The organism is Corynebacterium sp. MSK004 (assembly GCF_030232515.1).
Lineage (GTDB): Bacteria > Actinomycetota > Actinomycetes > Mycobacteriales > Mycobacteriaceae > Corynebacterium > Corynebacterium hesseae.
Genome location: NZ_JASPKB010000002.1, coordinates 49,920 through 74,247, shown reverse-complemented (window position 1 = coordinate 74,247; position 24,328 = coordinate 49,920). Strand labels below are relative to the sequence as shown.

At 65.1% G+C, this 24,328-nt stretch carries 17 protein-coding genes; 2 read left to right on the top strand and 15 right to left on the bottom strand.

What is annotated here, in order from left to right:
• Positions 1-36: 36 nt before the first annotated feature.
• The 12 genes from QP999_RS02800 to QP999_RS02745 form a co-directional block, all read right to left on the bottom strand.
• Positions 37-1,584, bottom strand: a complete 1,548-nt coding sequence (locus QP999_RS02800) for an acyl-CoA carboxylase subunit beta (RefSeq protein ID WP_284847604.1) — start codon at positions 1,582-1,584, stop codon at positions 37-39.
• Entirely contained in the window at positions 1,581-6,353 is a 4,773-nt protein-coding gene (locus tag QP999_RS02795; protein ID WP_284847603.1) for a type I polyketide synthase, read from the bottom strand. Before QP999_RS02795 ends, QP999_RS02800 begins: the two co-directional genes overlap by 4 nt.
• A gap of 210 nt (positions 6,354-6,563) precedes the next feature.
• Positions 6,564-8,423 (bottom strand): FadD32-like long-chain-fatty-acid--AMP ligase, encoded by a 1,860-nt coding sequence (locus QP999_RS02790; RefSeq protein WP_284847733.1) that lies wholly within the window; start codon positions 8,421-8,423, stop codon positions 6,564-6,566.
• Positions 8,424-8,548: 125 nt separating this feature from the next.
• On the bottom strand, positions 8,549-9,487 hold the full coding sequence (locus QP999_RS02785; protein ID WP_284847602.1) for a cutinase family protein: 939 nt from the start codon (positions 9,485-9,487) through the stop codon (positions 8,549-8,551).
• 54 nt (positions 9,488-9,541) lie between these two features.
• A complete protein-coding gene (locus tag QP999_RS02780; RefSeq protein ID WP_284847601.1) occupies positions 9,542-10,066 on the bottom strand; it encodes a hypothetical protein in 525 nt (174 codons plus the stop codon).
• A gap of 10 nt (positions 10,067-10,076) precedes the next feature.
• Positions 10,077-11,990, bottom strand: a complete 1,914-nt coding sequence (locus QP999_RS02775) for an alpha/beta hydrolase-fold protein (protein WP_502870652.1) — start codon at positions 11,988-11,990, stop codon at positions 10,077-10,079.
• Between the two features lie 302 nt (positions 11,991-12,292).
• The gene (locus QP999_RS02770) at positions 12,293-13,324 is read right to left on the bottom strand and encodes an alpha/beta hydrolase (RefSeq protein WP_070685889.1); all 1,032 of its coding nucleotides are present in this window, start codon (positions 13,322-13,324) and stop codon (positions 12,293-12,295) included.
• 144 nt (positions 13,325-13,468) lie between these two features.
• Positions 13,469-15,214, bottom strand: coding sequence for an arabinofuranosyltransferase AftB family protein (locus tag QP999_RS02765; RefSeq protein WP_284847599.1), 1,746 nt, complete (start codon positions 15,212-15,214; stop codon positions 13,469-13,471).
• A gap of 48 nt (positions 15,215-15,262) precedes the next feature.
• Entirely contained in the window at positions 15,263-16,270 is a 1,008-nt protein-coding gene (locus QP999_RS02760) for a decaprenyl-phosphate phosphoribosyltransferase (protein WP_070517732.1), read from the bottom strand.
• Positions 16,267-16,794, bottom strand: coding sequence for a phosphatase PAP2 family protein (locus tag QP999_RS02755; protein WP_070517733.1), 528 nt, complete (start codon positions 16,792-16,794; stop codon positions 16,267-16,269). Before QP999_RS02755 ends, QP999_RS02760 begins: the two co-directional genes overlap by 4 nt.
• A complete protein-coding gene (locus QP999_RS02750; RefSeq protein WP_284847598.1) occupies positions 16,784-18,736 on the bottom strand; it encodes a glycosyltransferase in 1,953 nt (650 codons plus the stop codon). The genes QP999_RS02755 and QP999_RS02750 overlap by 11 nt, the downstream gene beginning before the upstream one ends.
• A 118-nt stretch (positions 18,737-18,854) precedes the next feature.
• On the bottom strand, positions 18,855-19,046 hold the full coding sequence (locus QP999_RS02745; RefSeq protein ID WP_284763260.1) for a hypothetical protein: 192 nt from the start codon (positions 19,044-19,046) through the stop codon (positions 18,855-18,857).
• Positions 19,047-19,749: 703 nt separating this feature from the next.
• On the opposite strand from QP999_RS02745, the gene QP999_RS02740 reads away from it, so the two are divergent.
• On the top strand, positions 19,750-19,920 hold the full coding sequence (locus QP999_RS02740) for a hypothetical protein (protein ID WP_154762578.1): 171 nt from the start codon (positions 19,750-19,752) through the stop codon (positions 19,918-19,920).
• Positions 19,921-19,929: 9 nt separating this feature from the next.
• The gene (locus tag QP999_RS02735) at positions 19,930-20,097 is read left to right on the top strand and encodes a hypothetical protein (protein ID WP_154762579.1); all 168 of its coding nucleotides are present in this window, start codon (positions 19,930-19,932) and stop codon (positions 20,095-20,097) included.
• A 17-nt stretch (positions 20,098-20,114) separates the two neighbouring features.
• Here QP999_RS02735 and QP999_RS02730 read toward each other — a convergent pair whose 3' ends face one another.
• From QP999_RS02730 to QP999_RS02720, 3 genes are read right to left on the bottom strand one after another with little or no spacing between them, the layout of a single operon-like run.
• Positions 20,115-21,848 carry an ABC transporter ATP-binding protein gene (locus QP999_RS02730; protein ID WP_070517736.1) on the bottom strand — a complete coding sequence of 578 codons (1,734 nt, stop codon included), beginning with the start codon at positions 21,846-21,848 and terminating at the stop codon, positions 20,115-20,117.
• Positions 21,845-23,623 carry an ABC transporter ATP-binding protein gene (locus QP999_RS02725; RefSeq protein WP_284847597.1) on the bottom strand — a complete coding sequence of 593 codons (1,779 nt, stop codon included), beginning with the start codon at positions 23,621-23,623 and terminating at the stop codon, positions 21,845-21,847. Before QP999_RS02725 ends, QP999_RS02730 begins: the two co-directional genes overlap by 4 nt.
• Entirely contained in the window at positions 23,620-24,303 is a 684-nt protein-coding gene (locus QP999_RS02720; RefSeq protein ID WP_284847596.1) for a class I SAM-dependent methyltransferase, read from the bottom strand. The genes QP999_RS02725 and QP999_RS02720 overlap by 4 nt, the downstream gene beginning before the upstream one ends.
• Between the last annotated feature and the right edge of the window lie 25 nt (positions 24,304-24,328).

Genomic DNA, 24,328 nt, shown 5'->3' with positions numbered 1-24,328 from the left:
CAGGCCTTCTTCGCCCGCCGCCAGGCTTAAACGACGCTAGAGCGGGGAGATGGTGTGCTTCTTGGGCAGGTCCTTCTCTTGCTTATCGGCAAGCTGGCGCAGCGCGCGGCGCAGGGCTAGACGCGACTCGGAGGGCTTAATCATGCCATCGAGGTATCCGCGCTCCGCGGCGACATAGGGTGCGGTCATGGTCTCGTCGTAGAAGTCCATGAACATCTTCTTCGTCATCGCGCGTTGCTCTGGGGTCTCGGCGGCCTCGAGCTGCTTGCCCGCAATCATGACCACGGCGGCGGCCGAGCCCATCACGGCGATCTGGGCCGTCGGCCACGCCAGGTTGATATCACCGGTCAGGTTCTTCGAGCCCATCACGGCATAAGCACCGCCATAAGCCTTGCGCACAATCAGCGAGACCTTCGGCACGGTGGCCTCCACCACGGCAAACGCAAACTTCGCGCCGCGGTGAATCAAGCCCGCCTTCTCCTGGTCCACGCCCGGCAGGTAACCCGGCGTATCCACCACAAAGACCAGCGGGATGTTGTAGGCATCGCAAATACGGATAAAGCGCGCGCCCTTATCGGCGGCATCCGCATCGATACAACCCGCTGAATGCATCGGGTTATTGGCCACAAAACCCACGGCCTTGCCATCAATGCGCCCAAAGGCGGTAATGACGTTGGGGGCGTAGTTTTCCTGAATTTCGATGAGATCGTCATCGTCGCCAAGCTGCGTGAGCAGGTCCATCATGTCGTAGCCGGCGTTCGTATCATCCGGCATGAAGGAATCCAGCTCGGTGTCCTGGGCTACCTCCTCATCAGAAGGCGCATCGAAGACCGGGGATTCGTCGAAGCAGGTCAGAGGCAAATGATCCAGCAAGTCACGAACTAGGTCGAAGGCCTCATCCTCCGAGGGCACCACGACAGACACGTTGCCGTTGAGCTCCTGCTGGCGCGCGGAGCCCAAGTCGTGGGAGGAAATTTCCTCGCCCGTGACCTCCTTGATCACGTTCGGGCCCGTCACGTACATTTCCGCCTCACCATCGACGGCGATGATGAAGTCCGTGGTCACCGGCGCATACACCGCACCACCAGCGGACTTACCCATCATGATGGAAATCTGCGGGCTACGGCCAGATAGCGGCAGCTGGCGGCGGGCAATCTCGGAGTACATGGCCAGAGACGTCACCGCGTCCTGGATGCGCGCACCACCGGAATCCTGGATACCGATAACCGGGCAGCCAATCTTGATGGCCAAATCCATGATGTCGGTGACCTTCTTACCAAAGGTCACGCCCACGGAACCGCCATACACGGTCTTATCGTGCGCGTAGATACACACCGGGCGGCCATTGATGCGGCCGTGACCGGTGACCACGCCGTCGGAGTAAATCGCATCCGGGTCACCGGGGGTCTTGCCCAGGGCGCCGGTTTCGACGAAGGAGCCTTCGTCGAGAAGCGCGGCAATGCGTTGGCGCGGAGTCGAGCGGCCGGCCTCATCGCGGCGTGCCCGGGAGCGTTCACTGCCGGGATCCTGGGCACGCTCGAGGCGCTCGCGTAGGTCCGCTAGCTTGTCAGCGGTACTAGTCACTTCCGAATCTTCTCCTCGATCCAATCCTCCATGTGCTTGCCCACGATACCGATTGCGGGCTCGTCGGGAACCGCCAGGTGGTCACCCGGCAGGTGCACAATCTCCAGATCCTTCACGATAACGCCCCAACCGCCGTCCGGGTTAACTTCGGCATAGGCCGGCTCGAGCTCGATGGCGCCATCATGCATGCGCTCGGAGCGGAACAGGATGACGGGCACGCTTACCGACGCCCACCGTCCCATATCCAGCGAACCCAAAATCTGGTTATCCACGAAGGATGCGCGCTGGTGCTCCAGCACTCCGACGGACAGGCCGTGTTCGGAAGCGTCGGTGGAACTGAGGAATTCCGCGAGCATGGCCATGAGCGCATCTTCGCCCACGGTTTCCAGCATCTCGTAGGGCGGCTCGAAGTCGAGGCCGTAGGTCTTCTTGGCGAAGGCGGCGTAGCGGCCCCAGCGGGCCTTGGTTTCCTCCAGCGTCTTCGGGGCCGGGTGGGCCGGCTGGGTGGTATCCAGCAGAGCGATGAAGGCAACCTCAGCAGTGTCCTCGCCGCGGGCTGCACGCTCCTGGAGCTGGTAGGCCACCTCATAGGCCAACGCGCCGCCGAAGGACCAGCCGCCGAGCACGACCTTGCGGCCGCGCGCGTAGTGCAGGATGTCCTCGATGTAGGCGGCGGCGCGATCCTCCAGGCTGCCCTCGAGGCGCTCCACGCCGTAGACGGCGACGTCGGCAGGCAAGCGGCGGGTCAGCGGCTGGTAGACCACGGTGGTGCCGCCGGCCGGGTGGAACATGAAGACGGCGGGGCCATCGGCCTCGCGCAGGACACGGATATTGCCCTCGACCTCAGTCTCCAGGCCCTCGCGGACAAGATCCGCCAGGTTCTCCAGTGCTTCAGCCTCGTGAACCTGCTGCGCGGTGACCTCGATGCCGGCGCGCTCGGTGAGGCGCTCGGCAATCTTCTCAGCCACCTCATCGCTGACCTGCGGCAGCGCGGAGGTCACTCCGGCCGCGGCCTTACCCGTGAAGGTGGCCCAGGTGCCGAAGACCATGCGCTCCGAGGCATCGCGCGGGGCGACGCCCACGCCTTCGCCGCCCTTCGCGCTCACCGCGGAGGCGTCTGGGGTGGTGTCGTCGCTCTCGGTGAGCGCGGAGGGTGCGTCGGCGGTCGCGTCGGCGCTTGCGGTTGCGGCATCGGGCTGCTCGGACACGGCCTCTTCGACCATGGTGATGACGTCGGCGAGGGAGGCGTCGCGAAGCGCCTGCACCTGCAGCGGCGGAATCTGGAAGTCATTCTCCACCCGGTTCTTGATGCGCATGCCCATGAGCGAATCCAGGCCCAGATCAATGAGCGGCAGCTCGCGCGGGAGATCGGAGACGTCGTAGCCCATGGACTCCGACACGATGAGCGCCAAGCGCTCCTCCACGCTCTCCTTCTCCGGGTCCCAGCGCACGGCGTCGACCCCTACGTCGGGGTCAGCAAACTGCGGCGCGGTCACGGCCTGCGGCAGGCTCGGCTCGGCCGTCGGGGTGGGTTCTGCAAGGTTAAGGGTCGAGGCAAAACCTTCCGCAACAAGCTTGGTGGTCGCTCCATCCACGTAGTGCACCGCCACCGACAGCCCGCCCAGCGTGCGGCGAACAATGGTGGTGACCTCGCCCTTCGCGGGCAGATCCAGGTGCTCCTCGCTCGCCGCGATGTGCGCGCCCGGGGTGACGGCCTCGGCGGCGGCCTCCAGGATGGCCAGCGCGCTCGGCGCCTGGTCAGCGTTCGTGGAGAACGCCACCGCGCCCTCCGGCAGCGTCACGCGCGCGCCCGGCAGGCCGGACACACCCGACGAGGGACGAGCGTTGGTCCAGAAACGCTGGCGGCGGAAGCGGGTATGCGGGGCGGCGACAAGCGCGCCCGAGCCAAAGACCTTAGTGTAGTTCACCGGAGTTCCCGCGACGTAGAGCTTGCCCAGCAGATCCAACAGCGACTCGGTGGGATCCACCTTGCGCTTCAGGCTATAGAGCAGCTGCGCATCCGCCTTGCCCGCAGCAAAGGCCGTGGACATCAGGCCCATGAGCGCAATCGGGTTCGGGGAAATCTCAACGATCTGCATGTGGCCCGCCGCAAAGGCTGCCTCCGCTGCGTCCTGCAGGTAGACGGGCTTGCGGGTCATGCGGATCCAGTAGTCCTCATCGTGCAGCACCGTACCGGGGCGGTAGACCTTGCCGCGGTCCACGGAGGAGAAGAGCGTCGTGTGTAGCGGACGGGTCTCGATGCCAGCGATCTCCGCATAGAGCTCACCGAGGAGCGGGTCGACGGCGGAGGTGTGGCCCGCGCCCTTGACGTTGAGCGCGCGGGCGAACTTGCCCTCGCCTTCGAGGCGCTCCACCAGCGCGAGGACCTCTTCGCGCGGACCACCGACGGTGGTCATGCCGGGGCCGGTGTACACGGCAGGTTCGATGGAACCCGGAAGGGCGTCAATCTCCTCGGCGGAGAGCTCGACGACGGCCATGGCGCCCTGCTGATCGTCGGGAAGCGAGGCCTCGCCCTCCCCCATCAGGCGTGCGCGGTGGCAGGCGATGAGCATGGCGTCGGCCGCCGTGATGCCGCCCGCAGCATAGGCCGCGCCGATCTCACCCATGGACATGCCGATAACGCCGGCAGGGCGCACGCCGAAGGTGGCGAGCAGATCCGTCAGCGCTATCTGGATGGCGGTGATGGCCACCTGCGCGGTTTCGGTGTTGTAGGTCTGGGCGTCGTCGTGCACCAGCTCCAGGATGGACCAGCCGGATTCGCGCTGCACGATGGCGTCGAGCTCCTCCAGGCGCTCCTTGAACAGCGGCGAGATCTCAATCATGTCCTTGGCCATCTTGCGGTGCTGGGAGCCAAAGCCGGAGTACATGAAGACGGGGCCGTGGACGGAGGGAGAATCCGCCGCGGCGATGCCCACGGAGACGGTTCCCTCGGCGACCTGTCGCAGGCGCTTGACAGCTTCCTCGCTGGACGACGCCACCACTACCGCACGCGAGCGCCCATGGTTGCGGCGCGCAAGGGTACGGGCCAGGGAAAGCAGGTTCGGGTTCTCTGCCTCGATATAGTCCGCCAAGTCGGAAGCCGCTGCGGCGCGGCGGGAGGGCAGCAGGCCGGAGACCGGCAGGGCCACTGGCTGCCCCTCGCCGATGGCGACCTGCGGGGCGTCCTGGTGGGTCAGCCCGCGGTAGTCGGTCAACACCACGTGGGCATTGGTGCCGCCGAAGCCGAAGCCGGAGACACCCGCGACCTTCTGGCCGGAATATTCGGGCCATTCGCGCGGATCCTCGACCACTTCGAGGTGCTCGGCGTCGAAATCGATATAGCGGTTGGGGCCCGCGTAGTTGATATTCGGCGGGATGACGCCGTGGCGCATTCCTTCGATGACCTTGATGAGGCCCACCACGCCGGCGGCGGACTCGGAGTGGCCGATGTTGGTCTTGGCAGAACCCAGCAGGGTCGGGTTCGCGGCCTGGCGGCCCGGGCCCAACACGCGGCCGAGCGCGGTGGCCTCGATGGGGTCACCGAGGATGGTGCCGGTGCCGTGGGCCTCGACGTAGTCCACGTCCTGCGGGCGGATGCCGGCGTCGGCATAGGCGCGCTCGAGGACGTCGACCTGCGCCTCCGGGTTGGGGGCGGTCAGGCCGTTGGAGTGGCCGTCGGAGTTGACCGCGGTGCCCTTGATGACGGCATGGATGGTGTCGCCATCGCGCTCGGCGTCCTCGAGGCGCTTGAGCACGAGCACGCCCGCGGCATCCGCGCGGACGATGCCATCGGCATCATCGGAAAAGGCGTGGATGGCGCTGGTGGGAGAGGTGACACCCAGCTCACTAAAGGCGATGGAGGCGTGGGGTGAAGCCAGGATGTTCACGCCGCCGGCGAGTGCCGTATCAGCCGCACCCACGCGCAGGTCCTTGACCGCCTGGTTGACCGCCACGAGGGAGGCGGAGCACGCGGTGTCCACGTTGATGGAAGGGCCGCGCAGATCGAAGGCGTAGGACAGACGGTTGGCAATAATCGCCGAGGACGTACCCGTCATGGCATAGGGATGCATCTCGGCCGGATCGGCGGTAATGAGCATGCCGTAGTCATTGTTGGTGGAGCCCATGTAGACACCGGTGGCCGTGCCGCGCAGCTGGTTGGCGGGTACGCCGGCGTCCTCGAGGGCCTCCCACGAGACCTCCATGAGGATGCGCTGCTGCGGGTCCATGTTGGCCGCCTCCAGCGGGGAGAGACCAAAGAACTCGGGGTCGAAGGAAGCGATGTCCTCGATATAGCCACCGTCGGTGTTCTGCTGCTCAATCTTCTCGCTGGTAATGGGATCGGAAGAGTATTCCGACCAGCGTCCGACAGGCAGCGGGCCGGTGCCAGCGCGGCCTTCGACGAGCATGGTCCAGAACTCATCAACGTTCTTAGCGCCCGGGAAGCGGCCAGCGTAACCGATGACGGCGATGTCACCGCCCGCGATGGTGGCCGGGCGTGGCGACGCCTCTTTCGGTGCGCTCTCCCCTGCAGCGGCTGCACCGTTGACCAGGCGCTCAGCCAGCTGCGCGATGGTGGGGTACTCGTAGGCCACGGTGGGCTCGAGCTTAATGCCGAGGAGGTTTTCTAACTCGCCGGAAAGGACCACTGCGTCACGCGAGGACAGCCCAAAATTCTCCAGCGGTTTGGTGTCCGTGATTTCCTCTGCCGACAGGCCGGTGGTCTGCGCAACCCAGGTGCGCAACCAGCCACGTAGCTCTTCAACGGTCATAAATCTCTAGCTTTCTTACGCGGACTAAAAAATATCTAACTCTGCATTCGATTTTGCGCAGCACAAAAACGCGCACGTCGAAGCGTACATAGGGGTTATCGAATGATTATCTCACTTTGTTAACTTGGGTTTCATAACCGACATACCCACAGGCAGCAGCAACCCCCGCCCCGCAGTAGCGCGGGAACGGGGGTTTAAGCGGCGTGGGCTTTAGGAAGCGAGGTAGCTCTTCTTGGCCACGCGGCGGGCAATCTTGCCCGAGGAGGTGCGCTTGATCTCGTTTGCGTTAAACCACTGGATGACCGCCGGGGTCACGCCATGGTTCGCGGAAACCGCGGAGCGGATGGCTTCGGACGCGGCGGCGTCATCGGCCGGGTTGGCGCCATCGGCGCGCTCGATGAGCAGCACGAGCTCCTCGGTGCTGCCGCCCTCCACGGAGAAGGCCGCGATGGAGTCCGCACGGACGTGGCCCGAGGCCTCCTGCACGGTGCCCTCGATGTCCTGCGGGTAGTGGTTGCGGCCTGCGACCACGATGAGGTCCTTGAGGCGACCGGTGATGTAGAGCTGGTTATCCACGATTGCCGCGAGGTCACCGGTGGCCAACCAGTTATTGTCCTCCGGGGCATTCGGCACGCGGGTGCCCTCCGCCAAGCGCTCCCCCAGCGTGTTGTGGAAGGTCGAGGCGGTTTCCTCCGCGCGGTCCAGGTAGCCAGCGGCTCGGTTCTCGCCGTGCAGCCAGATTTCACCCACGCGGCCATCCGGCAGCTCGGTCTTGGTCTCCGGGTCCACGATGGTCAGGTGCTGGGCCACGACGCTCTGGCCACAGGAGGCATAGGCCACGGAATCCGCGGACTTCTCCACGATGACCGCCTCACCCTGAGCCAGACGCTCGCGGTCGAAGTGGGAAATGACCGGGCGCTCCGGAGTCTGCGGCGTGGTGACAATCAACGAGGCCTCCGCCATGCCATAGGACGGGCGCAGGGCATCGCGGCGCAGGCCAAACTCTTCCTTGCCGAAAGTCTCCCAGAAGGAATTCACCGCAGACTCGGTCACCGGCTCCGAGCCGATCACGATGCCGTCGACGTTGCTGAAGTCCAGCTTCTCCCCCTCGGCCGGGGCGCCGTAGCGCGCGGCGAGCTCGAGGGCGAAGTTCGGAACCACGGCATAGGTACCTTGCAGCTGCTCATCGATGGGCTGGCGCTTGAGCTGATCAATCCAGCGCTTGGGCTGCTGCACGAAGTCGCGCGGCGTCATGATTTCCAGGTTGAGGCCCAGAATCGTCACGAAGACCGCCAGGATGATGCCCATATCGTGGTGCATCGGCAGCCAGGACACCACGCGCGCTGGCAGCTTGATCTGCACCGCGGTGAAGATCTGCAGAACGTTGGTCATGATGTTGCGGTTGGTCAGCAGCACGCCCGCAGGTGTCCGGGTGGAGCCGGAGGTGTACTGCAGGAAGGCCGGGTGGTCCACTGGCGCGGTCTGCAGCGCGGCCAGGGCCGCCTTGCCCTCCTCCGTCTCCAGCGGGTTCACCCAGCTCTGTGCCAGGGAATCCGGCAGGGAGTCGATGGAGATGATGCGCGGGCGCTCAGACGCCGGGTGGTCCGAGAAGTATGCGCGGTTCGCCGCGGCCGAGATGTTATTGGTCAGAACGATCGACGGGTTTGCGTCACCAAAGACCGCCCGCAGGTGGTCGGTGTGGCCGGGCTCGTTCGGATCATAGAGCGGGATCGGGGTCATGCCCGCGTACATCGCACCAAGGAAGCCAAAGATGTACTCGGGGGAGTTGCCCGCGAGGATCGCCACGCGGTCCCCCATCTTGCCTACCTGCTGCAGGCGCGCAGCCACTGCCTTGATGCGGGTATTGACCTGGGAACGGGTGACATCGCGCGGCGTTCCCTCCGGGTTATCGCTATAGACCCATTGGCGCATGACCGGGCGGTCCGGGATACCCGCCTGCTGCTCCGCGGCATAGACGTGTTCGGCAAGGCCCGCCAACGTGAGGTGGGGCGGCAGGGCGATGTTGCCCTTCTCGTCGAAGAACTGGCCGATCAAGGCTTTCAGGTCCATGTGGGAAAGCTCCTTCGTAGGGTAGAGCGGGGCACGCACCCCTGCATCACGTACTTTTGACATTAAAAATATCAGAAGGACTACGCCAACCGTTACATGGCGCGCAGGCGGGACGTCGCCAAGCGCTATTGTGCGTCGATGGTGTCCTTGGCCCACTGCGTCACCCATTGGTTGGCGGTGGTGCCTTCGATAGTGTCCGGATTAGAGGCATACAGTGCGTGGACGCCGTTGGCGTCGATGAGATCGCGAGCGCGCTCCAGACCGTTGCTGACGTCCAGTGGTGCATCACAGATGGAGTCATTCGGCGCGCAGATTTGGAAGGTGCGGTCTGCTAGCGTTCCGAAACCGTTGGCGCGCTCACCGCGCATCGTGGCGCCCGGGACGATGCCCTGAATCAACGTCGAGACGGGCTGCAGGGCAATCTCCGCACCCACGCCGCCGACGTGCGCGCCCGGGTTAATGCCCACGCCGTCCTGGCGCCGCCCGTCCGCGATGAGTGCGACACCCGCCACGCTCTCTGCGGGCACGGGCCCGTTGCCGCCACCAATCCGGTCCGCCACATCACCCGCGATGACCGCGCCCTGCGAAAAGCCGCTCAGGATGAACTTCGTGTTCGGGCAGGTCTCGTGCATGTAGGTCAGCTCGCCCTCCATGCGCGAGGTGCCCTCGTTGCGGGAATCGTCGTAGCTCATCTCGTGCTGCGCGTTGATGTTCTTGAACTGCGCGGTGTACGGCAGCGTCCACACCTTGACGTCCTCGGGAACGTAGGCCTCCTTCAGCGGATTCGTAATCGACAGCATAAAGGAGTTCGGGTTCGCCCCCGGGTTGATCGGATCATCGTCCGCGGCGGATTCCCACGTTCCCGGCGCGGAGATGAACTCTACGCGCGGGCACCAGTCCGGCTGCTCGGGGGTTGCGTTTTCTTCGCCCTCCCCCTGGGAGGGGGCGGGCTCCGCAAGGTTTCCTTGCTCTCCTTCCTCGCGGGTGTTGAGGAAGTGGACCGCTCCCCCGCCAATCACGGCGAGGAGAACAACGACGGCAAGGACGGTAAGTGTTTTACGCATGAAGAAATTTCTACCTCGAGAAGGCACGGGATTGTCTGGAAAATCCCTGCCACGTTACTGAGCGCAGAGCTTGCGGCCCTGCTCGGTGATGAGCCGGACTAGTTCCTCGTGGCTAAGCTCGGTGCGGCCCTGCTCGATGAGCTGTCCGGCCACTGCCGGTGCGGTGACGGCATCGCCCTGGCAGGAGGCCTGCGCGGCACCCACCACTTGGTCTTCCACGCCGTCGACGTTTACGCCGGCCTTCGCCACCGCAGCCAGGAAGTCCTGGTCTGGGCCTTGCGCGGGAGCGGGGGCGGGGATCTCGGAAATCTCGCGTGCGCCGCGGTCTTCCGGCTCCCCGTCCTGTTCCTCTTCGGTGCGCGACGCCGACGAAGAGCTTTCCGACGCCCCACTAGCTGAGGCCGAGCTTGCCGACGCCCCGCCGCTCGCCGCGGAGGAACGCTCCAACGGCGCCACGGAGGTGTCGGTGGCCTCGCCCTCCTCGACGGTGGCGGAACCGCAACCGCTCAACAGGGCACCGGCGGCGAGCAGCGTCGCTGCACCGGCTGCCGCGGCGGGACGCGCGGAGAAAAGACGCATGGCGATTCTCCTACTTCTTATCCGCCTGGACCTGGCCCATGACCTCACGGATGACGCCATGCTGGAAGGACTGGGTCAGCCCACCGGCCGGAATGGAGGTGTAGTCCTCCGTCGGCCAGCCAAACTCGCCCTGCTCCCAGCCGTGCTTGCCCCACTCGTCGAAGATCTTGCCCTTGAGGATGTAGTGCGCGCCGGAGTCCATGGACCAGTAGATGTTGCCGTGCTCGAATTCCTGGAAGAAGCCGCCGTTGACGGCCTTTTCCTCACCAACCGGGAAGCCCAGCTCGGACTCAGCAGCCTTCAGCTCCTTGTACTTCGCGCCGATAGCGCCGTGCACGATGTGGAAGGAACCGTCCGGGTTGCGGGTCAGCACGCCGTCCTCGAAGTCCTGGACCTGACCATCGCCGACCTTGCGCGCCTCGGCAACCGGGTACTTGAGGTCGCCGCCCTCGAAGCCGTTCTTGCCCCATGCATCGAAGAAGTCCTTCGGGATCGGCCAAGCGCCGGTCTCCGGGGTCCAGTAGATGGAGCCGTGCTCGAAGTGGACGTAGCGGCCGCGGCCGTCGGGGGTCTTTTCCTCGCCGGTCGTCGGGAAGCCCAGCCAGGAGGTCGGGCCACCGAGCTCGGAGTAGCGAGCGCCGATGCGGCCAATCACGGCGTGTGCGCCGGTCTCCGGGGACCAGTAAGCGGTACCGGCCTGGAAGTCCTGGGCCTTGCCGCGCTCGGCGACGTCATACTCGTTGTTCACGCAGTTACCGATGATGCCGGACTTGGTGGCCTCCGCAATGGCCCCGACCGGAGTGCAGTCCGCGCCGCGGTCGCTCTTGTCCAGGCCAAGGGAATCAGCGATGTAGGGCCATGCCTCGGTCATCTCAAACTGCCAGTATTCCCAGCTGTGAACGCCGGTCGGACGGAACTTAACCACTGGTTCGACGCCAGCGCGCTTAGCGTAATCAACGAAGGTCTGGGTGGACATGCGGGAGATGGCCTCCAGGCCCACGCCGGCCATGTTGGCCTGGCCCTTGGCCACCGAGCCGATCTGGCCGTAGTCATCCTTGCCGTTACCGGCGGAGACATAGACCTTCATGTCCTTGAGGTTCTCGATGCCCAGCTTCGGATCGTGGTCGATCCAATCCTGGGAGTACAGGTCACCCCACATGTTGGTAGAGGTGAATCCGCCGGCATCGGCCTGCGCGGCGGTAATGGCCTCCGGCATGCCGGTGGTGGTGGTATCGAGGTAACCCGAGAAGGAGCCAACGTACTTGAAGGCCCAGGGGTTGCGCTCAGCAAGGTTGACAGCGGCGGTACCGCCCATGGAGATGCCGGTGACGGCGCGCTTGCCGTTGGAGCGGTAGCCCTTCTCCAGGATCGGGATGAGTTCCTTCATCAGGAAGGTCTCCCACATGTAGTGCCTGCCGTTGTCTTCCTTCTGCCAGTCGGAGTAGAAGGAGGACTCGCCGCCCACCGGCATGATGAGGTTGACGTTGCGGTCGGCGTACTGGGACAAGATGTTGGTCTCGATGGTCCAGCCGGACTCGTCGTCGCGGGCGCGCAGGCCATCGAGCGCCCAGACCTCCGGGAAGGTCTTGTCCGGGTTGGAGTACCAGTCACGCGCGAGCTGGATCTGCACGACCTGTTCCTTGTCCGGCATGGCGACGGACTTGATGTAGACCTTGAGGTGGCGGTTGGTCAGATACTCAACGCGGGACACGGACACGCCCTCCGGCAAGCCCTCGATCTTCGGGTATTCGGTCTCCACCGGAGTGCGCTGCGGCGGATTGGACGGGGCGAAGGAATCGGAGAGGTTGGAGCTGCCCAGAAGATCAGTAATTCCGTCGCTGGAAGAGCCGGAAGACTGCGCGTTTGCAATAGGCAGCAGCGCAAAGCCCACGGCCACGGCGGTGGGCAGTGCAGCAATGGTCAGGCCCTTGCGGGCTGCGGACGGGGAACGCAGGCCGGAAGCCTTGGCGGACCGGCGGGGCTGAGTTGACGCAGTGTTCGGCATTGAAGAGTCCTTGTTAGGGGTAAATCGAGATGAGGGCACGCGCTACCGCGAGCGGGCTCCGCAGGTTCCCCTCCTGCGGAACTCGCCACCGTACGCGTAGTGAGCGGTCTAATGTGTTCTCAAGTTTAAGTTTAACTTGAGACTTTGGGAAGGGGGACACGCCCACCATGGCTATGAAAAAGCCGCCGTGCTCAAGAGCACGGCGGCCACGCAGGAGATGATTACCAAGCGTTCATTACGTTAAGCACCTGTGGCTTGGAGCGTTCGAGTTGGTATCCGAACTGCTCCCAGTTGTGCAGGCCCTGTGCCGGGTAATTCGTCTGCAGGCGAACGCCCATTGCGCGGGCCTTCAGTTCCCACAGGCGGGTGGTGCCGTTGGCAAAGCCCTCCAGGGCCACGCCGGCCGCGATGTGCTCCGGACGGTAGCGCTGCTGATCCACCGGCCCTGGAATGCCGGACGCGGCGGAGACATAAACATCCGTTCCGTGCGCAGCCAGATCCGGGATCAGGTTGAACGGATCATTGCTGAAGCGCTTCGGGTTGATGATGGAACCGTACATGGCGTTGATGTTGAAGCCGCCAGCGTCGAGAAGCGCCAAGCGCATGAACGTCTGAGCGCCCGGCAAGGTAGTGGTGAGGTAGCCGGAGTAGGACAGCGCCTGGCGGAACTGCTCCGGGTGCTTGCCAGCGAGGGTGATGGCAGCGGTAGCGCCCATGGACAGGCCGGCAACCGAGTTATTGTTGCGGGCCACGCCGAAGTTGCCCTCCAGGTAGGCCGGCAGCTCCTGGGACAGGAAGGTTTCCCACTGGTAGTTGACGGGATTGACCAAGTCATAGGTGGCCGGGCCGTTCCAGTCCGCGTAGAAGGACGCTGCGCCACCCACCGGCATCACCAGGGTGATGTTGTGGTCGACATAGGTGCGTGCGGCATTGACGTCATTGATCCAGGCATTGGTGGAATCGGTAGCACGCAGGCCATCGAGCAGGTACAGACCTGCGTTGCCGCCGTTCTTAGCCGGCTGGATCTGCACTGGGATGTTGCGGCCCATTGCCTGGGACCACACGTCGCAGCGCTGCACCCAGTAGCCGACGCGGTCCCACTCGCAGGCACCGGTGGCGTCGCCACGCAGCCAGTCCCGGTTGGCGGCGGATGCTTCTTGCGTACCCGCGGTCACTACCAGGCCCAAAGCCACAGCGATGGCTGCCACCACTGAGAGGACCCGAGTCCGCAGGCCAGAGCTTAGTGAACTCATGTTTCTCCTTAACGTTTTTACTGCCACTACTACATCGCCAACACGCCAGCGATAGTTACAGATCAATAACAAGAATCTTGTTTAGCGTAACGCACCCTGGCAATTTTCGCCTATCCATGGGGGTGCTCCCCAGCTCACACCAAGCTAATGGACAGGATAATCGCTCGGGTCAGACGGCAACATGAGCGTGCGCCCCGAGGTCAGCGAGAAAGCTAGGTTCGCGCGGAAGCGCTCCCACGTCAGGGGCGCGCTATAGGAAGCGATGAGCTCCTGCACTTCTGGGCTGTCCAGCGCGGCGCGCGCCTGGCGGGTCTTATCCTTGTCATACCACGGCGGGAGATACTCGATGTCCGCGCCCGTGAGTGCTGCTTGCCATTCCAGCTCGAGGGATTTGTCGTGGCCCACGCGCCCGCCTTCCTCGCGGGGCATGCGTGCGGCCATCGGCGTGGCCAGACCAATCGTGTCGAGAACCCGGACATTGAGCGGCGCGTTCATCGACGTCATGCCCAAGTTCACCAGGTAGACCGTCGGCGGTTCGTTCATTCCCGGCTCGCGCGGAACAGTGAGCCAGTTGAGGAGGTCCTTTTCTTTATCCTCCACATAGATGGTGGCCAGGGCATCTCCGCCGACGAGTTTCTCGCCGGCTTCTTCATAGCCGCGCATGAACTTCATCCCCAGGTAATCCCGCGCCGAGCGCGGCGGGTGGCCCGCCTCGCGGTTGGTGGCATAGGTCCAGAAATCACGCTCGTCCACGATGGACAGCGGCTTTTCATAGGCATCCCAATCCGTCGGATGCCCGCGCAGCACGATGAAGAATGCCCACACCGCGCAGAAGGCCACCGCAAGCGAAGATACAAGGCCCTTGAGCGGCAGCACGAAAACGGGGAGAAGCGCGGCAAAGAGCGGCAGCAGCAGCATACGGCCGTGCATGAAGTCACCGCCAACGCGCAGCACATACAGCACGTGCACCGCCGCGGCCCCGACCATCAGGTAGGTCACGGTCGAGGCGCTGCGCAGTGCTGCCGGGCGCAGCTGGGCGCGGAAGGTCCACAACGCTGCACCCACCAGCACGAGAACGGGCAGGTACAGGGCATAAGGCCCCACGAAATCCTTCAGGTAGTTCAGGCCGCTGCCCCACGCGCTTGACGACGCCGACTTGGCCACTGCCGTGTGCGGAGTCACCAGGCCGTAGTAGCCCATGCGGAAGAATTGGTAGCCCGCGGGAATGGGAAGGGCCGCGCCGAGGATGCCCAGCCACGCCTTCCAATTACGGTGTGCTGCCAAGAGCAGCAGGCCGGCCAGTCCGCCGTAGAGCGCGAACTCCGGGCGCACGAGCCAGGACAGCCCGGCCCACAGCGCTAGCCAATAGGCGCTGGCGCTATCGCGGGACTGCGCCCAGTGCTGCAGCAGCGCCCATAGGGCCGCGAGGTAGAAAATGGACAGGCCCCATTCGAGCCCGGAGGTGAAGAAGTCACGGGCCGGGGGCAGCGCGAGGTAGACCAGCGCGCCCGCGGGAGCCACCAGCGGTGCGGCAGGCTGGCCCGAGCGGAAGAAGGCGCGTGCCGTGGCCCACGCCCCCAGCACCATCGCCGCAACCGCCAGCACGAGGCCCAGGTTGACGGCGATGGATTCCAGCGGGGCGTTGGTTACCCAGCGCACGAGGAGGATCAGGTATTGCCACAGCGTGGAGGTATTGGCCTCCACGCGCTCGCCCGCGTTGAAGACGGGTCCGTTTCCTTCCTCGAGGTTGCGTACAGTGCGCAGGACAATCAGGCCGTCGTCGGAGATCCAGCGGCGGGCGAATCCACCCCAAAACGAGAAAACTCCGATCACGATGACCGAGGCCAGCGCGCTGAGCGCGGCCGCGGTACGTGTATCGGATTTTCGCATGAGGAGAGAGTTTAGCACTTGCCTTGCCCTGTTCCCGATCGCCGCTGGCTAGCCCACCATTACCGGCATGATGTAGACCGCCATGGCGATGCATGCCAGCCACACCAGGGCCAGAATCTGGAGGACGCGGTCCTCCAAGGCGATCTCGTCCGGTGCACCGCCATTGCCGCGGTCCACATCGGCGGCATAGCGCAGAATGGCGATGGTGAACGGCACCATGGAGATTTGGTACCACACGCTGGCCGGGCCATCAGACTCATTGGAGAGCTGGAAGCCCCACAGGGAGTAGGACATAACCACGGCAGTAGCCGCCAGCGTCCAGACGAAGCGCAGGTAGGTGGGCGTGTAGCCCTCCAGGGATTTGCGGATCTTGGCGCCCGTGCGCTGGGCTAAAAGGATCTCCGAGTAGCGCTTACCCGAGGCCATGAACAAGGAGCCGAACGCGGCCACCAGCAGGAACCACTGGGAAAGCTCAATGCCCGCGGCCACGCCGCCGGCCATGGTGCGCAGCATGAAACCGGAGGACACCAGGGCGATGTCGATCACCGGCATGTGCTTCCACCCGAAGCAGTAGCCCAACTGCAGGCCAATGTAGATGGCCATGACGATGGCGAGCTGCAGACCGGCCGTGGCCAAGAAGGACAAGCCAATCGAGCCGATGATGAGCACGGCCGCCATGACATAGGCCAGGCCCACCGGAAGCACGCCCGCCGCGATCGGGCGGAAGCGCTTCGTCGGGTGCTCACGGTCAGCCTCCACATCGCGGGCATCGTTGATGAGGTAAATGGAGGACGCGCCCATGCAGAAGACGATGAAGGCAAGGAGGACGTCGAGAAGCACGCGCGAATGGAACAGCGAGTCCGCGCCCGCGGCCGCAGGGGCGGCCAAGACCAGGACGTTCTTGACCCACTGCTTGGGGCGCAGGGCTTTGACCATGCCGTCGGCAAGGTTCTTCGGGGGCTTGCGCTTGCGGCCGGTATCGATGCCGGAGGTGTGCGGCTCAGAGTGGAAGACTCTCTGCTCACCGTCGTCGACGCGGTTTGGTCGTTCGCTCATGCGGTCTTCCTTTCATAGCGGTGACATGCTTCCGCGGTGGCGGCCCCCAGCAGGGCGCCGAACGCCGTATCGGATGGGTAATGTACCCCGAGCACCATACGCGAGGCCATCATGACCGGCACACCAACGAGCGGTGCCGGGGTTCCCAGAACGTGCGCGGCGCCCACGAGGAACGCGGTTGTCGACGTCGCGTGGGAGGACGGAAAAGACAGCTTAGACGGGGTTTTCACGCCCACCTTGACGTAGTCATAATCCGGGCGCTTGCGGCGCACAATGCGCTTGATCACAACGCTGGCCGCGTGCGCCGTGAAAGCGCCCACGCCAACAGCTACCCACTGGCGGCGGCGCGCCGGCTTCTGGTAATTCACGGCGGCACCCAGACCAGAGAGAGCCAGCCAACCCAGGGCGTGCTCGCCGAAGTGGCTTAAGCCCCGCGCGGTGGGCAGAACGCCGGGGGCCTCGAAGGCCACGTCCTGAATCTTCTCGAGGACGTGGGATTCGGCGACAGAAAGCTTATTGGGCATCGAAGACCTTTCGCCAGGACTCGCGGGAGGTCAGCTCCGGCAGGGCCGCGCGGTACTCGGCGCGCAGGTCATCGAAGTTCTCCTCGATTTCCTTGAGCAGCTCGCGGGTGGATTTCACCAGCTCGAGGGCTAGCTCGCGGTCGCGCTTGCGGAAGGCCACGCCGGTGCCGCCCGCGGTGGAGACGGTGGCGGAATCCACGCGGGAGAGCGTGAACCAGCGGGCCTCCTCCGGGGTGAGGTTGAGCTGCGGTGCCTCGTGGTGCGCCGGGTCTTCCTTGCTGACCAGGTGCTTAGCGGACTTGATGAGCCACGGAATCTTCTTAATCTTGCCCAGGCGGCCGCCGATGTTGCGGGTGGGCACGCCCGGCGCGCCGGTGGGCGCGGGCAGCTGATCCGCCGAATCGATAATGACGGCGTCCGGGAATTCCTTGCGAATCGCCGCGATGCGCGGCAGCGAGGACTCCAGGATGTCGAAGAGCTGTTCCGGTCCGGCGAGGAAGTCCTTCATGGCCTCCAGCTGGATGGCCATGGTGGAGTACTCCATGCACATGGTGTGCTTGAGGGTGGACTTGAAGATGGACTTGGTGATCCCGCGCGCATCGCCCTCGTGGTAGAGGGCCGCCACGATGAGGCGGTTACGCAGGTGGAAGTAGGCCTGCCAGTCGATGGCATCGTCCTTATCCGCCCAGGCCATGTGCCAGATGGCCGCACCCGGCCAGGTCACCGTGGGGAAACCGTGGGCGGCGGCGCGCAGGGAGTACTCGGTGTCATCCCACTTGATGAACAGCGGCAGCGGCTGCCCGATGCTTTCGGCGACCACGCGCGGGAAGAGGCACATCCACCAGCCGTTGTATTCCACGTCGACGCGGCGGTGCAGCGCGCGGGAGTCGTACTTCTTCGGGTCGAGGTGGGACTGGGCGTCACCGATGGCGCGCAGCGGGTACTTGGCAAAGTCGTGGTCGTAAACGGCGTGCTCGGCCGCGCCCCACATGAAGTCGGCGCGGTTGACGCGCTCGCCGGTGGTGCGCAGCTGGGAGCGCTCCTGCAGGTTGAGCATCTGGCCGCCCACGATGAAGGGCTTGGCGGCGTAGCGCGCTGCTTGGACCGCACGAAGGATGGAATCCGGCTCGATGGCGATGTCATCGTCCATGTAGAGGATGTAGGGCGAGTCGGTATTCTCCAGCGCCTCGAACATGATGCGGGAGTACCCACCCGAGCCGCCCAGGTTTCCCTGGCGGAACTCGCGGAAGCGCTCACCGAAGTGCGCCACCGCGTCGTCGTAGCCCGGCTCGTCCGCCGGGTGCTGGTTGCCCTGATCCGGCATAAGGACGTAGTCGATGATGCCGTCCACCACCGGGTCCTCTGCCAGCGCCTGCAGCGCCGCGACGGCATCGGTGGGGCGGTTGAAAGTCGGGATGCCCACGGCGACGCGCTTGTCCTGCGCCGGGTACTCACTGCCGTCCGGTAGGAGCTGCGGGTTCGGGGCGTGGGGGGCGCACCAGGAGGCGTCGGCAAGCACGGTGTCCTCAACGGCAGAGGCATCGAACCACAGCAGGCCGCCGTCCTCGAAGTTCTTCAGGGGCAGCTCAAACTCGTGGTGGCCGGTGGTCACCACGTGGTTGGCCACGGCGATGCGCTGGCCATCCTGCTTGGAACGGTAGAGGGAAATGTTGGCCTCGCCCTCGACGTCCATCACCAGCACGATGGACTTCAGCTGAGACCAGCGGCGCCAGTAGGCGGCCGGGAAGGCGTTGAAGTAGGTCTCGAAGGAGGCCTCTTCGCCGGCCGGGATGGTCACGGAGGTGCGGCCACTCCAGCTGAGGCGCTCGCGGTTTTGCTCGGACTCGATGAGGTAGAGCATGCGGACGTCGACCGGCTCGCCACGCTTGGGCAGCAGGATGCGCTGTACGGGTTCGTACGCAGCAGTATTGTTGGCAGTCACGATATCTTCGGTTCTCCACACAGGTTTCGACAGTATTCAGGAACCAAGATTAGTGGTTAAGAACTGCTGCGCTGAGTTCCCACGCGGCGAAACGGCAGGAGGCGAACCGAAAAGCGAGTTAAGCCGTGAGGGCAGCATCCTCCGAGATGGGCTCGATACCCAGGCGGTTGAGCATGTAGAGCACGCGGGCGCCGAGGTCATCGGCCAGTTCACGGGTCTCCTCTACGGTTTCTGCCGTAGCGATATCCCAAATCTTGATGTCCTTGCCGACTTCGTGCGGCGCCAAAAGGAAATCGACCTCGATGGTCACGAACTCGTGGCCGCAATTGTCAGAGGCTCAAGAGAGTGTCGAATCGGAGGGAGATTGAGAAAGTAGAGAACAATACTGACTAATTTTTCGCTAACTGACAACTATTAACTCTGTACAATAAGAAGGATACTCCTCATAGCAACACATGATCAGAGTGTCTTTCTTCCTATTTCAGTCAGCTCAAAGAGTCGACTTTAGCGAACCTCTTCCCAACTGCTCCCCAAGTGAGATAAACGCCGGCACAAACAAGAAATGCTGCAAAAAGAACGCCAGCAAGGGAAAACGAAACCTTCAGAGAAATCCCCGCCATCACATGCCCCAATGAGGAACCAAGGATGGGCCTGACCCCCGACGTGTCTACTCTCCGGGGGTCAGGCCCCAAGCCCACCCGTGGAGTTCACAACCTATATAGGAACACCCCCGACGAGGTGACGAGAATCCCCTCGTCGCTGTCGGACGGCGGTTTCCCGACCGGTGGCCCGGCCGCCGGCAAACCTCACCCGCGGCCGCCCGGGCCCTGTCCATGGCCAAGCCCGGTCTGGTGCCCCCGGCGCCAACGACTTCCGGTGCCGCCCCGGGACGGTGAATTGCCCGTCATCCTCATTCCCGGGACCGGGTCGTCGAACAGCTCATCGGTACCGGTGCCTCGAACCACGGGCCCCGGGCGCACAGCGCAGCCGATCGCTTTGACGTCCACCCCGAGATGCGCCACGGATACTCCCGAAACGCCGGCAAAACAAACGCGCTTGCCTGGGAACAGCAGATCTCCGGTTCCATGCTGCTGAATGAGCTGACCATCGGCGACATCACTCGACCGGGCGTGCGGTACACCTTCCTGGGCACGCGGCACGACAATGCCGTGCTCCCCCACTAAAACTCCTTCGTGCGGGAACCCGGCGTCACCAACATCACCGTCCAAGACGTGTGCCCCGCCCACCGCACCGAGCACTACGGCTTCAATTACGACCCTGTCGCCCAGGGCATCGTCGAGGACCCGCTGACCGGGACGGCGTGGCGGGACCACTGCACCGGTACCGGACCGGAGCGATAGTCCTCGACGGACGAGGATCAGGCACCCGGGGAGCCTCCCGTCCGGCACGTCCACGACTCGGCGTAGCGGCCGCCCTTCGCCAGCAATTCATCGTGCGTGCCCCGTTCTGCGACCGTCCCGTCCTCCGAAAGCACGACGATGAGGTCGGCATCGCGGACGGTGTGCAGGCGATGGGCGACGACGATCACGGTGTGATCGCCGCGCAACGCTTCCATCGTGCCGACAATCGCCTGCTCAGTGGCCGCATCCAGCGAGGACGTTGGCTCGTCGAAAAGCACCACCGGGGAATCCTTCAGAAGCGCCCGGGCGATGGCGACGCGCTGCCGCTCGCCTCCCGACAGCAGCGTCCCCTCCTCCCCCACCGGGTTATCCCACCCGGAAGGCAGCAGCTCCACGATGCGGTCCACCCCGGATCGCCGGGCGGCCTCGCGCAAGCGGTCTCCGTCGCCGGGCTTGGAACCGAATCCGGGGTCGGCGAAGACCACGTTGTCCCGCACGGACGCGTCGAAGAGGAACGTCTCCTGGAACACCGGGGTCACCAGCGAGTTTACGCCGTCGGTGCCGATCCGAGGCAAGGGCACCCCGCCAATGAGGATCTCCCCCGAGTCCGGATCATGAAAACGCGACAGCAGCCGCATGACCGTCGTCTTGCCCGCCCCCGACGGTCCCACTACGGCAACCAGTGCTCCCTGAGGTGCACGGAAGCTGACGCCGTCGAGAACCTTCTTATCCCCGTACCCGAAGCTCACGCCGCGGAACTCCACGTCATGCCCGTCGGGCAGCTCCGGTGCGGCAGGCTCGGGAAGGGCGGGGATCGCCCGCAGGTCACGCAGCGCAGCCAACGTGTTGCGGCCCGCGCCGAAACCGCCGGACAACGCTCCCGCCGTGGTGATCGGTCCGGTGAACTGGACGACCACAATGAGCATCGGCGCCAAATGCGCCGGTGACATCCCGCCCGTCGCGGCGACCGCCACGGCGACGACCACCGCCGCCGTGAACACCGCATGGACGACCGAGCCCAACCGTCCGATGGCCGCGCCTTGCGTCGACGTCGCCTTCGCGAACGCATCGTGTTGGGCCTGGATCGCCTCATCCACCATCGCGTCCGCCGCCGAACCGTCGCCCGCGGCGCGAATCACCTGCTGGCCGCGGGTGAACTCGATCAGCCTGCCGGAGACGGCAGCTACGGCGTCAGCATGCGCTTCGTCCGACTCCCCGCCAACCCGGCCAATGGCCCGGTAGGCGAAGAAGAGCACCGGCGCCGACGCGACGAGAACCAACCCGACGCGCCAATCCACCGCCAGAATTCCGAGAGCGATGACGGTCGGCGCAACCACAGCAGCGATGACGGGCCTCAGGATCACGTGCGGCACGGACGCCGCGAACGCCATGCCCGAAGACGCCATCTCCGAAAAGCGGCCGGCCGTGGACTTGGTGACGTACCCGAGTGGCAACGTCAGCACGCGTTCGCCCAGGGAACGCAGCAGGGACGACAGCACCGCTGCGGAATTCGCCCTGCCGACCGTCCCCGCGGCGAGGGACAGCACCGCATGGGCGGCCGCGAGGCCGGCGATGACGCCGGTGAAACGCCACGCCGTCGCATCATCTCCCACGGCCAGAGCCGACAGCAGCGGCAGCAGCGCGACGAACGCCGCACCCTGTGCCAGCGCGGCAAGCGCGGCCAACGCAATGAGCCACGCCAGCGTCATCTTCGAGCGCCGATCCGTCATCGACCACAAGTCCCGGATCATCGGTTCCCTGCCTTTTCATCGTCTGCTTCAGTGCCCCGCGGGGCGGATGGTTCGTCGTCGAGCGCGAACGCGCGCCACAGATCCCGGTAGCGGCCACCGCGCGCAAGCAACTCGTCGTGGGTGCCCGCCTCCGCGACCGCTCCCCCATCGAGAACGAGGATGCGGTCGGCGTTGCGGATCGTGCTCAATCTGTGCGCAATCACGATCACCGTCCGCGAACGAGCCAAACGCTCGATTGCGGACTGAATGAGGGCCTCGGAAGCCGGATCCGCGTAAGCGGTTGCCTCGTCGAAGATGAGCACCGGCGCGTCCGTGACAATCGACCTCGCGATGGCCACGCGCTGCGCCTCACCACCGGAAAAGGTCACGTCGACGTTGACCACCGAATCCAGGCCCTTCGGCAGCGCCGCGATGACCGTATCGAGGTTCGCGAGCTTCGCGGCCGCCATGATTTCGCCGTCGGTGGCGTCTCTCCTGGCCAGCCGGATGTTCTCCCGCAAGGGCAGCGTGAGCAACTGCGGATCCTGGAACACCACCGACACCGAACGGTGCACGTCGCGCACGGCGATGTCGCGAAGATCGTCGCCGCCCAGCAGCACCGAGCCTTCGACAGGGTCGTGGAAACGTGCCAACAGCCGGGCGACGGTGGACTTTCCGGAACCGGAGGACCCCACCAGCGCCGTGAGGGTCCCCGGTTCGAACGTCGCGGACATCCCGTCGAGGACCCGCGGCCCATCCCCGTAGGAGAAGACCAGGTTCCGAACCTCAAGCGCGCCTCCGTGCACGGGCACCGGCTCGGCGGACTCGGTGATCGGCGGCGTGCCCAGCACCTCCGCGATGGACTTCAGGGCGGCGATCCCCGCGATGATGGGTTCGGAGTTCATAGCCACCCTCACGATCGCCGCGGAGAGTCCAAGGCCGAGAACCAGCCCGGCGACGAGACCCTCCGGTTTGCCGCCCGCGGTGTCCCTCAAAGCGAGGCCGGCGCCGCACACCACTGCGAGGACTGTGATCGGGGACGTCACCACGTCGATGAGCCCGAGATAGATGTTCGACTGCCGGGACCAGGCGGACCACGCGCGGACGAACGACGACGCCGCGGCATCGTAGCGGCCCGCGCCCTGGCTGGCGCGTCCGAAGGACTTCATCACCGGGATGCCGCGCACCAACTCGATGACCGCAGCCGTCACTTTTTCAGAGGCTCGCTCGTAGTCGCGCTGAAGACCGGCTCCGCGCGAAATCATCACGCCCATCAGGGCGAAGGTGACCAGCACCGGGACGACCGCCACCACCGCGATCCGCCAATCGACCGCGACGAGCGCGATGAGGGAAAGCAGGGGCACCAGCACCGCCACCACGGTCTCGCCGACGGTGTGGCCCATGAGCTGGTGGACGGCCGCAACGTCCTTCTCAACCGACCCGATGATCCCCGACGAGCGCCGGGCGTCCAGCCAACCCAGCGGCAGCTTCCGAATATGGGCAACCAACCGGCGCCGGAGGTAGAGCTGCAGGTCGTTATCCGCCCGTTGCGAGAGCATGCCGGCGGCGCCGTCCGCAGCCATTCGCACCGTCGCGGCGACGACGATGACAACCACGGCCAACCACGTCCGATGCACCGGGGCCTCCGGGTACGTCATCGCGATGTCGATGATGCCGACCAGCGAAGCGACGGTAGCCACCGACGACAGGACGGACAACGCGACCACCGCACGCATCCGGGTCCGGATCGGGGCGAGCAGCGACCACGGACCGACGGTCCCGTCCACGGCGCTCACTTCCCCGCCTCCCCGATCGCGCTTTTCTTCGCGAGAGTGCAGAAATACACCATGCCGGCGCGTGAGGCTCCGTCCAGCTTCAGCCCGTTGGCTTCGGCGAGGTCCTCGAGCTCGCTGCCCCGGAACACCCGGTGGCCCATCTTCGCCATGACGGCCATGTCGACCCGCTCGTTCACATCGGGATCCTCGACTAACGTCTGCACGTAAGCGATGCCGCCGTCGGCGAGCAGCCCGGAGACCCTGCCGAGCGCGGCTCCCGCATCCTTCATTTGGTGGAGCGCGCCGCACACCCAGATTTCACAGGCCCCGCCGGGCTCTCCCGCGAGCGGCGTGAGGATGTCGGCAACGTGGAATTCCGTCCGGGCCCCGAGCCCGTCGGCGGCGGCGCGTTCGCGGGCGATGCGGATCGCATTGGGCGACAGGTCGTAGCCGACGATGTTCGCCCTGCGATAGCGAGACTCAACGGCGAGCGTGCGGGCGAGCCACCCGGTTCCGCAACCGAGGTCGAGGACCCGGGCCGGCGCATCCGGCCCGGGATCCAGCGCACGGAGCTTCCGGTACACGGCGGCGGCGTCCATCGGTTCGCGCGCATAGCGGCTTAGGAACCTCGGCTCGACCTTGTCCTCGTAGGCCGCGAGGAGCCTGCGGTTGTTCTGGACGATCTGGGCGATCGACTTCATCTGGTTCTGTCTCCGGGTGTGTGGG

Excerpts from the sequence above, each read along its gene's own strand:
- QP999_RS02795 (WP_284847603.1), bottom strand. The coding sequence starts at position 6,353 with ATGACCGTTGAAGAGCTACGTGGCTGGTTGCGCACCTGGGTTGCGCAG.
- QP999_RS02790 (WP_284847733.1), bottom strand. The coding sequence starts at position 8,423 with ATGGACCTGAAAGCCTTGATCGGCCAGTTCTTCGACGAGAAGGGCAAC.
- QP999_RS02785 (WP_284847602.1), bottom strand. The coding sequence starts at position 9,487 with ATGCGTAAAACACTTACCGTCCTTGCCGTCGTTGTTCTCCTCGCCGTG.
- QP999_RS02780 (WP_284847601.1), bottom strand. The coding sequence starts at position 10,066 with ATGCGTCTTTTCTCCGCGCGTCCCGCCGCGGCAGCCGGTGCAGCGACG.
- QP999_RS02770 (WP_070685889.1), bottom strand. The coding sequence starts at position 13,324 with ATGAGTTCACTAAGCTCTGGCCTGCGGACTCGGGTCCTCTCAGTGGTG.
- QP999_RS02765 (WP_284847599.1), bottom strand. The coding sequence starts at position 15,214 with ATGCGAAAATCCGATACACGTACCGCGGCCGCGCTCAGCGCGCTGGCC.
- QP999_RS02760 (WP_070517732.1), bottom strand. The coding sequence starts at position 16,270 with ATGAGCGAACGACCAAACCGCGTCGACGACGGTGAGCAGAGAGTCTTC.
- QP999_RS02755 (WP_070517733.1), bottom strand. The coding sequence starts at position 16,794 with ATGCCCAATAAGCTTTCTGTCGCCGAATCCCACGTCCTCGAGAAGATT.
- QP999_RS02740 (WP_154762578.1), top strand. The coding sequence starts at position 19,750 with ATGCGCCACGGATACTCCCGAAACGCCGGCAAAACAAACGCGCTTGCC.
- QP999_RS02730 (WP_070517736.1), bottom strand. The coding sequence starts at position 21,848 with ATGATCCGGGACTTGTGGTCGATGACGGATCGGCGCTCGAAGATGACG.
- QP999_RS02720 (WP_284847596.1), bottom strand. The coding sequence starts at position 24,303 with ATGAAGTCGATCGCCCAGATCGTCCAGAACAACCGCAGGCTCCTCGCG.